We start from the raw sequence: 10482 nt of genomic DNA on the forward strand, positions 1-10482 counted from the left end.
GGCCGAGCCAAGCTCGACCTACTGAGAAAGATCATCTTGTGCGCTCGCTGAAGCTCACTATCAGTTACGCCATCACACAAAGATCGCCAGAGCCATTTTCAACGAGCGTCATCAGGGCTTGCGGCCACGCCATGATGTCCCGATGCACAAGGCGACCGCTTACCATGACGCACTCGGCGATCACTTCGCCGCACATGCGGAGACGAGCCCCTACAACGCCTACACCGACAGACCCGCGATGCTTCAACTCGCGGGCGATGTCTCTGGGGCCAGAATCCTGGATGTCGGCTGTGGGGCAGGCCACTACGCGGCCGAGCTTTCGGCCCGCGGTGCCCAGGTGGTCGGGCTCGAAGGCAGCGCCACACTGCTGCGCCACGCACGAGCACGCGTGAACGGCCATGCGGAGCTCCTTCTCCATGATCTGGAAGAGCCGCTCGGTTTCGCCGCTGACGCATCGTTCGACGGGGTGGTCTGCGCCCTCGTTTACGAGCACGTCAGGAACCGTGTGCAACTGCTGGGCGAACTGCGCCGCGTCCTGCGACCGGGTGGATGGCTCCTGATATCGACCACCCACCCCACAGCCGACTGGCGCCACTTCGGAGGCTCGTACTTCAGCCACGACTGGAGAGACCTGCCTCTCGGGGACAGCGAGCTGTCGATCCACTACCAGCGCCTGCCGTTGGAGACCTTCCTGGGCGAGCTATTGGCCGCAGGGTTCGTGCTGGAGCAGCTGATCGAACCGCGCCCCACGGCCGGCCTCCGGGAGATCGACGAAGCCGCCTACAACAAGCTCCACCAAGCGCCATCCTTCCTCGCGGTGAAGCTAAAACGTCCTTGATACCAGGTTGGGAAATCCATGTCTTCCTCCTCACCGTTTTGGGCCGTTCCCCGCGCGCCATGCTCGGGCCTCGGGCAGGGCAGTTCGGCCGACACTGTAAGCGGATAGCCTCACAGCGTGGACAATGATGAGCCCGCAAACCGGCTCTGGGGCGATACTGAGCTCGCTCTTGGGGCTGGCCTCGTGGTGCTGCTGATTCTCCTACCCAGCATCATCTGGCTTGCCATGACAATGCTGGGCCGCCGCAAATAGAGCCTCCGGCGGGGCCACTCTCCCCACGTCCAGACAGTCACTCAACCGCTTAATACGAAGCATTGCCCACAGCGACCCGCACAATGAGGCATGTCCAAAAATTGGAGCGCTTGTACGGACCCGATCATCTATGTACGATCGCTTCCGTCAAGCCTTGGCGAGACCAGGATCGCCTGGCGTTTCGCATTCGGAGGTGACCCGTGGGTTCGAAGATCAGGGCAAGGAAAATTCTCATCAGTGCGGCGATTATTGCTGCCGGTATCGCCCTTGCGAGCCCGGCACAGGCGGAGGTCGGATCGCCTGGCGGAGGCCAGGCTGCCACCAACGGTTACACTTGGTCCAATTAATACCATGGGATCGTGCTGCCACGCTGTCATGCCGTAGCCAAACGGACGGCGTTGGTTTCACCGGGGCGGGCCCGGCGTCCGCCCCGATGTCTCTTTGCCTCATTTACTGAGGGCGGGTGACCGGAACCACTGTAACCAGGTGGTCAAGCTCCTTGAAGTCCTTGGGATTGCAGGTGTAGAGGGGTAGCTGGTTTACGTCGCCACACAGGCGATCATCAGGTCGGCTGTTCGCGGGCGTGGTTTACGGCCCGAGGCGATGACGGCCGTCCACAATTGGCCGTATTCGGGAGCTGCGGTGTCGTCGAAGGGGAGCGGTTGAATTCAGCTTCGGCGGTCTGCAGAATCTTCATTCGCTGTGCGAGTTCTTGCGCACTTGTCGCCGCCAGGACGCCGGCCGAGAGTTCCGCGGTGGTGATGGCGCTGATCATCATCTCGTCGGGGAGCTCGTTGGGATCGATGCCGGCGCGGAGGATGAGAATGTTGGTGTCGACACCCTTGGGCATGGGTCATCCCTCCTCCTACGCGGACTCGCGCCTGCCGTATGCGCGATCGTAAGAGTCGTATAGATCGTCGTTGACATAACGGTCCATGTCTTCGCGATATTTACGGTCGTCCAGTCGGGGCATGCCACGGGACACGGCGGCGAATTCGGCGCGCGAAACGGCCCGGCGTCGGCGTCGAAGAGGGACCAGGTCCCCGATGTGATGGCCGTTGTGGGTGACGGCGTACCGCTCCCCACGTTCCAGGCCATCCATGATCTCCGCTGACCGGTTGCGGAGGTCGCGTTGAGAGATCTCATGGGAGCGGTCAGGCTCAAGAGTGCTCACATCTGGAGTCTCCGGCGTTGTGCCATGAGGTGCAACGTGGGTGGCACGTCGCGACGCGTCGGCGGCGGCCCGCAGAAGGCGGCAACTCTCAGGATGACACTCCGTAGCGGGTGGCGATCGCGGCGGCGCGGTTGCGCAGCGAGTCGCGCAACCACTGCGGGGCCAGGGCTTCCGCGTTCGTGGTGAGCTGCCACAGCGCCCATTCGGCGTGTCTCGGATCTTGGAAGGTCACCTCCAGCCGCAGCCAGCCGTCTGAGTCGGCTTCTTCGGCCCGGACGGCCAGCGCGGTGCCCACCAGGTCCTCCCGCCGCGCCGGGTCCACCCGTACCAGCACGGTGACTTGGTCGCCGCCGGCCCGAAACTGCGTGCTGCGTTCCTGCCAGGCCCGGTCCAGATCGACCCGGTCTGGTCGCTGTGCGGGTTCGGCGAGTTCCTTGGCGGCCAAGACCCGGGACAGCCGGTAGGTGCGGTCCGCGCCAGACCTCGTGGCCAGCAAGTAGCCCCGGTCGCGTACGGTGACCAGGCCGATCGGGTCCACCGTGCGCCACTTCGGGGTCTGGTCCACAGCCGCGTAGTGGATCTGCAGTTTGTGTCCGGCGAACACCGCGCGCAGGACCTCTGCCGCTATGGCGTCAGGCACCTCCTCATCGACCAGCCGACGCGAGAGGAGGTCGGTCTCCGGGTCGATGAGCAATCGCTCGGCCGCGCCGGCCGCGGTGTCCCGATAGCTTTCGGGTAACGCGTCAACCACCTTGAGCATCGCCGAAGCAAGCGCCGAGCCGAGGCCGAATGCCTGCGCGCCGCGCCGCGATCCGGCGACCAGCAGGGCAAGGGCCTCGTCGGGGTTCAGTCCGGTGAGTTCGGTCCGGAAACCGGGCAACAACGCGAAACCGCCGTGCCGGCCGCGTTCGGCGTAGACCGGGACGCCGGCTGCGGACAGCGCCTCGACGTCGCGAAGCACGGTGCGGGTGGATACCTCCAGCTCGCGGGCCAGCGCGGCCGCGGACATCCGACCGTGCTGTCGCAGCAGCAGCACCAGCGAGACCAACCGGTCGGCGCGCATACGGGAATTTTACCGAAATACACGACACAGGATGTCGTGATTTGTTGGGAGGCTCCTCAACGACGACCGAGATGGCGGCTACCGAGCCGATGGACGTACGTAATGTCGACGAATCGAATGGAGCTGATGTGGCAATGGAGCGAACGGCGGTCAATCCGTGGGCGTGGTCGGTGGAGATGGGGTACAACCAGGGTGAGCTCGTCTCCGGGCACACCCGGACCCTGTACTGCGCCGGGCAGACCGCGATGAGCGGCGACGGCAAGCCCCAGCATGCCGATGACATGGCGGCGCAGTTGGCGCTGAGCCTCGACAACCTGGAGGCCGTGCTCGGCGAGGCCGGCATGTCCCTCGCGAACCTCGTCCGGCTCAACGTCTACACCACCGACGTCGATCGGCTCTTCGAGCACTACGGCGTGCTGGCGTCGCGGTTGGGCGCCGCCGGGGTGGCACCGTCCACCACGATGCTCGGGGTGACACGGCTGGCGATCCCGGATCTGATGGTCGAGCTTGAGGGGACCGCCGTCGCGTGATGCGACCTTGCCGCCTCCGGCAGGCTGCCGGAGGCGGCACGAGTAGTAGGCAGGTGGGTGATTTCCGGTGCTCAGGATGGCGACAATCGGCGTCTGTGGTTTCGGCGGCGAGTTCTTCCTGCAACGACTGCGGCAGGGCAACGCCCCCGCTCCACCATGTCCACTGGCAGGACGCCCGGATCAGAGCGCGTAGTCCACGGCGAACTCCTGATACACCCGCTCCTTGGCCGCCCACGCCTTGGGCGAGTAAGCGGCGTAGAAGGACTTGCCGCACTCCAGGTCCTTCAGGGCCGCCTTGATCTCCTTGTCCAGGTACGGCTTGGCCTCCGCCGGCTTCATCGTCGACCACATGATCAGGGTGCGGCCCTTGGGCGCCTTCGGCAGCGGACCCTTGTGCTGTTTCTTGGCGACCTCCGTGCGCTGCTTCGTGAACTGAGAATGACCGAGTTCGGCCAGGACCGAGGGCTTGGTCTGGCTGACGCCCAGGCATTTGGCGAACCGCTCGCCGAGCTGCGCGAGCTGCGCATCCTTGTCGAGCGCGGCCACGGACCTGTCCAGCGCCGCATCGAGCTTGCCGACATAGTCGTCCCAGTACGAGGTGACGGTCATGCCCAGGTGCTGCTTGACGGCCTTGGAGAAGCAGGCGTCGTCGGCGGCGCGCCACTTCTTCAGCTCGTCCGCCGACATCGCCATCATGTTCTCGTTGTTCGGGTTCTCTCCCGAGTCGGGGTTGACCACCGGGTCGCGCGGATAAACGGCCTTCGACCAGACGCCGAACCCGTATTTGGCCCGGTACGTGCGCAGCGCCTCGTAGTCGCCCGCCAGCCGCTCGCGCTCCCCGGGATGCCACGTGCGCTTGATGACCGGCTCGGCCAGGTAGGTGAAGCCGCTCTCCTTCATGCAGGCCACCCGCGTCTCCTCGATGGCGGCCTTCTTCTCGTAGACGGCCTCCGTCCCTGGCGACATGACGCCGGCGATGAGGACGGCCGCGACGGCCTTCACTGCGATGAACATGGCGATGCTCCTTCATTCATGTGGGCATGCGAAACAGAACGTCCGGCCGGAAAGGCCGGATGGGGAAAGGTCTCAGCAGGGGATCTTCATGCGGGACGCCTTCGGCGACACCTGGGGCAGCCCGGGGACGAGATCGACGGCGAGCACGGCGGTGCCGGTCGTCGCGCCCTTCGGGGTGGTGAACTCGGGGCCGCTGGGCACCTTGACTCTCTGGTCTCTGAGGTTGACCGTGCGCTCGCCCAGGTAGCGGTAGGTCTGCCGATCGAAGATCAGCTCGGACCGGGTGCCGTTGCCCTCGTCCATGGCGACGGCCAGGCCGGGGCGGCCGGCGACGTCCACGGCATCGCGGATGAGCACGATGCCGTCCAGCCCGGCGGCCACCTGGTACAGCGCGGCGCCCAGGCTGGGACGTACCACGGACTCGGCGACCAGGCCCTTGAGGGAGGACCAGATGCGCAGCGGCTCCTCGCCTGTGTCGGCCACTATCTTCGCGCGCACCTGAGCGGGGTCCGTCGGCCAGGCGCTCAACCGGGCGTAGGCCGGCTGGCCGGGGCAGGTTGCCGGCTCGTACACGATGTCCTCGAGGCCGTGGTCCCAGAACTTCCGGGGCGCCGGTCCCGCGGCTGACAGGCCCTGCTCGCGGCTCAGCCAGGGCTTGCCCACGTCGGCGGCCTCCCAGCGCTCCTCGTTGACCATGACCTTGGTGTGCTGCGGCCTGCCCGACTTGTCCTTGGTGTGCAGGCTGCGCTGGGCCAGTCTCTTGGTGTGGACGTACTGGCCGCGGGCCGGCACCGTGTCAGGCTGGTCGGCGGCGGCCTGCGCAGCCAGGTCGAGCAGCGCCTTGGCGTCGGCCGGAGGCGCGGCGAGCAGGTACGCGGGGGTGTGCGGGCCGGAGCCGCCCAGCCCGACCTCGGTGATGAGGATGCCGGCGGTGAGCGTCACCGCCGTCGCGCCGACCAGGGCGACGCGCCGGACCGGCAGCGCGATATGCCACCTGCGGCGCGGACGGTCGAACCGGGACACCAGGGCGGCACGGGAGCCCGCCAGGTCGCGCTCGCTCGCCTCGGGAACCTCGGCCCACACCCGGCCGAGCTCCTTCATCTCATCCATGGTCTGCTCCTTCCAGTGCCTGGCGGACCTTCTTGCGCGCCCGGTTGAGCCGGGATCGCACGGTTCCGACCGGGACGTTCAGCGCCTCGGCCACCTCCTCGTACGTCAGCTCCGCCCACGCCACCAGCAGCAGCGCGTCCCGGTCCCCGGTGCGTAAGCCGGCCAGCGCCGCCACCAGCGGCCTGTTGACCGCGAGCGTGCCCACTCCGTCCTCCACCGGCCCGCCGGTGATCTCCGCCGGGTCCACGCCGCCGCGCACGTACGCGCGGTAACGGGCCACCTCCCGCCGCCGCCGTTTGCCGATCACGTTCGAGGCGATGCCGTACAACCAGGGCCGGACGTCGGCCTGGCCGGGCTGGTAGCGGTGCCGGTGTTCGAACGCCGCCAGAAACGTCTCGGACACCACGTCCTCGGCCGAGTCGTGACCGAGCCTGCGGGCCGCGTAGCGGTGCAGGGCGGGCGCGTGCCGGTCGAACACCGTGGCGAACGCCTCCGGCTCCCGCAACGATCGACGGATCAGGTCGATGTCGGCGGCCTCGGCTGTCGCCGGTTCGGCCATGGACTGGTCAGCTCCTTCGCGCGGTGCCTAGCTGCGGCAAGCGGGCAGATTCGCCTGTACTTACCGCTGCTCCGCCGAAGAGTTCACGCCGGGGCCGATGTTTCGCATCGCCGTCCTTCAAAACCACCGTGTCGCCCAGGCCGCCCGAGGGCGGAAAGGCTCACTGGTGCGCGTCGTCCCGGAACTTGTACCAAGGGCGCCGCACGTGCCGGACATCCCCCGGCCGGCTCACCCGCGTCCACCTCGAACACCTCATGCTCACGACCCTTGAGCGGCTGAGCGGCGCCACCTGAACCAGTGCCGATGGCTCCGGACAAAGGTCACCACGAAGAGCGCCTGGATGGCACCCTCGATGAGGATCAGCAGCCCGGAGTCCAGCGCCGGCAACACCGAGCCGCCGTTGAAACCGTCGACGATGGCGCCGATCGCGCGGAACAGCGCGACGATCGCGATTGGGGCGGCGAACACCGCGAATGAGGTGAGCGAGACCGCCGCGCCGACGACCAGGACGACGGAGTAGACACGGGTAGCCCGCCGTTCGTGAGGTGCCAGCTCGCCGGTCGGATCCTCGATCGGGCAAGGGCGGCGGCGCAGGTACGCGACGGTTCTCGCACGTAGATAGCGGGCGAAGGCGAGTCCGTCGTCGAAGAGGTTGCGGGTACGCAGCAGGTCGCGAAGGACGTAGTACAGGTCCGTGCGCATGTAAACCTGGAGCTGGAAGGGGATGGTCATGAGCACTGCCACGACCAGTGCCTGGAACAGGGCCTTCGTCAGTGACGGCAGAGCCACGTGGGCAACCAACAGCGTCAGCGACGCCATGAGGAAGAGGTCCCATGCCATCCCCGCAAGGTAGACACGGTACCGGGACCGTCTGGGCACGCCCCACACCGCGGTGACGTCGGTCTGCACGACGAGATTGTGAAGCCGGGTGCCGAAGCCGATGCGCCCCGGCACGCCGAGCGACCGGGCTGCCATCAGATGCATCATCTCGTGCGCGCTGAGTGTCAGCGACACCATCACGGTGTTGACCAGCACCGTGAGCCCGACGTACTCGCTCCAGAAGAAGTCCTCGTAGTGCGGCAGCAGATCGGGCCTGACCACCAGCGTGACCAGCGCCGCCCCCACGACCAGCAGCCATCCGAGCTTCATCAGCCGACTGAAGATCCAACTTACGTGCCGGTCGGTCACCCGCCCGAAGTGGCTGCGCGGGGCGTCCGCGCCGGGATCGGGCAGCCGGTGCTCATCCACCGAGTCGACGAAGCCCAGCTCCGTAAGTGCCTCCACGAGCTCGGCGACGTCAATCTCCACGTCCTGCTCGGCGGCCAGTCGCTGCTCCACGGCGCTGACCGGGAGCCTCTCGCGCAGGAGCCGGATGGCCTCGCCGTACACGGCGGGCAGCTCGATGAACTCTCCGATCTCCGCTCTGCCTACCACCACGACCTCCGGGTCGTCGTCGTCCGAGCGGGCGATCAGCCTGTGGAAGCCGATACGGCTCTCGGCGGTGATCGGCACGGCGGTCACGACGGTTCGGCTCCACACGCCGGGCAGTCGTCGTAGTGCGGGATGTCGATGTAGTAGGAGTGGTCCCACATGCCGTAGTTCCAGTGGAAGACGCGGCCGCGGGCCTGTACGGGCAGGCCGCCGAGGTGGTACATCACCTCGAGGGCGCACAGGTGCCCGCTGATGTTGGCGCTGGCCGCGATCACGGCGTTGGGCCGTTCCTCGGTGAGCGAGCGGCCGTGGGCCTTGAACTCGCGTTGGTCCTCTTGGCGCCGCAAGCACATCCAGCACCCGGTCTGGTGCGGGATCAGGGATCCGACGACGGCCATCGGGCCGGTGTAGAAGCTGACGAACCACGGTGTACCTGTGCGCAGCGCCGCGTCATTGGTCCAGAACATGATGTCCGGGTGAGGTTCGTCCGCGCACAGGATGAACACGTCGCACTGCTCCATCAGCCGGGCGATGTCGTCGGATCCGCCGGCCTTGACGGTGCCCCCGCTGATTTTGACCAGGCTGTTCATCTGGCGTAGGCGCGCGACGGCGGTGTCGATCTTGGGACGGCCGATGTCCGCCTCGGTGTAGAGGAGCTGGCGCGTGAGGTTGGCTTCCTCGATGGTGTCGAAGTCGGCCAGGTGGAGGGCCCCGATTCCGCTGGAGACGAGTCCCGCCGCCACCGCCGAGCCCGTCCCGCCGATGCCGAGCAGGCAGACCGTGGCATCCTTGATCTTGGACTGGATCTCGTACGGCGAGCTGCGCGGAACCGGGTCGATCCATGCGAAGTAGTTCCTGGCCGGCTCGTAGCGCTTGGCCTCGCGTTCGGTGAGATTGGCCGGCACTGGCGCGCCGGCCTCTTCGACGAACCCGTTGTCGATCAGCCCGGAGATGACCTCACGTACATCCTGCTCATCGACAGCAGGATGCGTTTCGGCGAAGGCTGCGCAGACCTCGTCGACCGTACGGGTGCCATCCATGAGGACGATCAACCGTGCTATCGAGCCGTCCTCGTCATCCTGGATCTCGGAGGATATGCCCTGCTGCATAAGGCCGATCATGATGCGATCGCCAGGCAGAGCCATGGGCTGGTGAACGCGCTTGATGCGGGGGACGCGCACGAGAACCTTCCGGGTCACAAGACATAGGAGGCCGGTCAGGTTTGCCCTGACCGGCCGGCTGATCCGTCAGAGATCAGCCACCCTCACGCAGCCCAGTGGTCTCGACCTTCTCGAGCCGCTTGATCTCAAGCTTGATCTTCTTGGTGGCCTTCTTGTCGTCGGTTACCTGATCCGGCTTCTCCATACTGCCTCCCAAAGGATCGAGACCGTTGATCGGTGATCATACATGCGTACCAATCCATCCGTAAGATCACATTTGACACCCCTCGAACGCGTACTGTCATCCGATCCGATGTCGGCCGGATCGGGTTGTCATTGGATGGGGTGCAGACCGCTCACGACGTGGCCCGGCTGTTGCCCGACGTTGCGGTGCTTCGCAACCTCTGCCGATCGATGGCGGTTCTCGAGGCCATCCTGAGCTCGAACCGGGAGATCCGCTACCACGCATCGCTCTTGGGGCGGATGAGGCAGAAGCTGATGAACTACAGCACAATTAATGCATGGGACACCCTCGGCAGCCCGACCCGCGGGACTACCCCGGTGTGGTCACCACCCTGGTCACGATCCTGGCGGTGCTGCTGCCGGGCGGCCTCACGTTCAGCTTGTACAAACACCTCAACGCCCCCGATCCGGACACCGCCGTGGCCCTGCCGACCACGGATCCCACACCCGAGCCCGCCCAGCCGAGCCCCAGCGAGAACGAACGCCCGGGCTCACCAATCGACGACGACGAGTTCGGCGACTGGAACTTCCGCCTGGACAGCGTCACGTTCAAGGCCGAGAGGGTAGGTGGCTGGACGTACGACTCCTGTGCCCCGGTCGACAGGCAGGGTGTGCTGGCCAAGAACAAGTGCGAGCACGCCGTCCAGCTGGCCTACTCGGCCTACAGAGGGCATCTCACGGCGGTCCAGGTCATCATGTCCTTCCCCACCGTGAAGGCCGCCAAGGCCACGGCCAAGCACCTGGCGAACTCCTCCCGGGCCGTGAAGTGGCGCCGAGACAAGATCCTCGGCAAGTACGTCTACGGCAAGATCCGATCGGGCGCGACCAAGAGGTACGTCCTCCTCACGGTCGTCACCGCCGACAAGACAGCCCAGGCGAAGGCCACGCGGTTCCACCACTACCTGCACACGGACCACTCGAACTACTTCCTCTTCCGCGACTCGGCCGTCCCGGACTGAGTCCCTGGTTCCGAGCCAAGGCTCCGCGAGCCCGAACTGGACGGCCGGCTCTTCGGGGTCTGTCCAGTGATCGGTGTATCTCAATCTTGACTGGGTCTATCGGGTGGCCGGGGTCAGGCGGCCTTCGAAGGTGATGGCGAAGGCGTTCA

Annotated in this window: 11 protein-coding genes; 4 read left to right on the forward strand and 7 right to left on the reverse strand. The window is 66.3% G+C overall.

The window, feature by feature from the left end; translation table 11 throughout:
* The first annotated feature begins 142 nt into the window (after window positions 1–142).
* Together ACIBX3_RS60895 and ACIBX3_RS60900 are read left to right on the forward strand one after the other, a co-directional pair.
* Window positions 143–838, forward strand: a complete 696-nt coding sequence (locus ACIBX3_RS60895) for a class I SAM-dependent methyltransferase (RefSeq protein ID WP_397129973.1) — start codon at window positions 143–145, stop codon at window positions 836–838.
* A 117-nt stretch (window positions 839–955) separates the two neighbouring features.
* A complete protein-coding gene (locus ACIBX3_RS60900) occupies window positions 956–1090 on the forward strand; it encodes a hypothetical protein (protein WP_397129974.1) in 135 nt (44 codons plus the stop codon).
* A gap of 562 nt (window positions 1091–1652) precedes the next feature.
* Here ACIBX3_RS60900 and ACIBX3_RS60905 read toward each other — a convergent pair.
* Both ACIBX3_RS60905 and ACIBX3_RS60910 read right to left on the reverse strand, forming a co-directional pair.
* Window positions 1653–1940, reverse strand: coding sequence for a hypothetical protein (locus tag ACIBX3_RS60905; RefSeq protein ID WP_397129975.1), 288 nt, complete (start codon window positions 1938–1940; stop codon window positions 1653–1655).
* 412 nt (window positions 1941–2352) lie between these two features.
* The gene (locus tag ACIBX3_RS60910) at window positions 2353–3327 is read right to left on the reverse strand and encodes a helix-turn-helix transcriptional regulator (RefSeq protein WP_397129976.1); all 975 of its coding nucleotides are present in this window, start codon (window positions 3325–3327) and stop codon (window positions 2353–2355) included.
* 134 nt (window positions 3328–3461) lie between these two features.
* Here ACIBX3_RS60910 and ACIBX3_RS60915 point away from each other — a divergent pair, with 134 nt between their 5' ends.
* Window positions 3462–3857 (forward strand): RidA family protein, encoded by a 396-nt coding sequence (locus ACIBX3_RS60915; protein WP_397129983.1) that lies wholly within the window; start codon window positions 3462–3464, stop codon window positions 3855–3857.
* Between the two features lie 180 nt (window positions 3858–4037).
* Here ACIBX3_RS60915 and ACIBX3_RS60920 read toward each other — a convergent pair whose 3' ends face one another.
* From ACIBX3_RS60920 to ACIBX3_RS60940, 5 genes are all read right to left on the reverse strand, one after another.
* Complete coding sequence (locus tag ACIBX3_RS60920; RefSeq protein ID WP_397129977.1) at window positions 4038–4871, reverse strand: hypothetical protein; 834 nt, start codon at window positions 4869–4871, stop codon at window positions 4038–4040.
* A gap of 72 nt (window positions 4872–4943) precedes the next feature.
* Window positions 4944–5981: a CU044_5270 family protein gene (locus ACIBX3_RS60925; protein ID WP_397129978.1), complete on the reverse strand. Its 1038-nt coding sequence runs from the start codon at window positions 5979–5981 to the stop codon at window positions 4944–4946.
* A complete protein-coding gene (locus ACIBX3_RS60930; protein WP_397129979.1) occupies window positions 5974–6540 on the reverse strand; it encodes an RNA polymerase sigma factor in 567 nt (188 codons plus the stop codon). Before ACIBX3_RS60930 ends, ACIBX3_RS60925 begins: the two co-directional genes overlap by 8 nt.
* Before the next feature lie 258 nt (window positions 6541–6798).
* Window positions 6799–8061 carry a hypothetical protein gene (locus ACIBX3_RS60935; protein ID WP_397129980.1) on the reverse strand — a complete coding sequence of 421 codons (1263 nt, stop codon included), beginning with the start codon at window positions 8059–8061 and terminating at the stop codon, window positions 6799–6801.
* Complete coding sequence (locus tag ACIBX3_RS60940) at window positions 8058–9080, reverse strand: ThiF family adenylyltransferase (protein WP_397129981.1); 1023 nt, start codon at window positions 9078–9080, stop codon at window positions 8058–8060. Before ACIBX3_RS60940 ends, ACIBX3_RS60935 begins: the two co-directional genes overlap by 4 nt.
* A gap of 572 nt (window positions 9081–9652) precedes the next feature.
* Between ACIBX3_RS60940 and ACIBX3_RS60945 the strand changes: the two genes are divergently transcribed.
* Window positions 9653–10333 carry a hypothetical protein gene (locus ACIBX3_RS60945; protein ID WP_397129982.1) on the forward strand — a complete coding sequence of 227 codons (681 nt, stop codon included), beginning with the start codon at window positions 9653–9655 and terminating at the stop codon, window positions 10331–10333.
* Window positions 10334–10482: the final 149 nt, after the last annotated feature.

This window comes from Nonomuraea sp. NPDC049480, assembly GCF_044465905.1.
Taxonomy (GTDB): Bacteria; Actinomycetota; Actinomycetes; order Streptosporangiales; family Streptosporangiaceae; genus Nonomuraea.

Coding starts and splice junctions, on each gene's coding strand:
- ACIBX3_RS60910 (WP_397129976.1), bottom strand. CDS start 3,327: ATGCGCGCCGACCGGTTGGTCTCGCTGGTGCTGCTGCTGCGACAGCAC.
- ACIBX3_RS60940 (WP_397129981.1), bottom strand. CDS start 9,080: ATGCAGCAGGGCATATCCTCCGAGATCCAGGATGACGAGGACGGCTCG.
- ACIBX3_RS60925 (WP_397129978.1), bottom strand. CDS start 5,981: ATGGATGAGATGAAGGAGCTCGGCCGGGTGTGGGCCGAGGTTCCCGAG.
- ACIBX3_RS60915 (WP_397129983.1), top strand. CDS start 3,462: ATGGAGCGAACGGCGGTCAATCCGTGGGCGTGGTCGGTGGAGATGGGG.
- ACIBX3_RS60945 (WP_397129982.1), top strand. CDS start 9,653: ATGGGACACCCTCGGCAGCCCGACCCGCGGGACTACCCCGGTGTGGTC.
- ACIBX3_RS60895 (WP_397129973.1), top strand. CDS start 143: ATGCACAAGGCGACCGCTTACCATGACGCACTCGGCGATCACTTCGCC.
- ACIBX3_RS60920 (WP_397129977.1), bottom strand. CDS start 4,871: ATGTTCATCGCAGTGAAGGCCGTCGCGGCCGTCCTCATCGCCGGCGTC.
- ACIBX3_RS60930 (WP_397129979.1), bottom strand. CDS start 6,540: ATGGCCGAACCGGCGACAGCCGAGGCCGCCGACATCGACCTGATCCGT.
- ACIBX3_RS60905 (WP_397129975.1), bottom strand. CDS start 1,940: ATGCCCAAGGGTGTCGACACCAACATTCTCATCCTCCGCGCCGGCATC.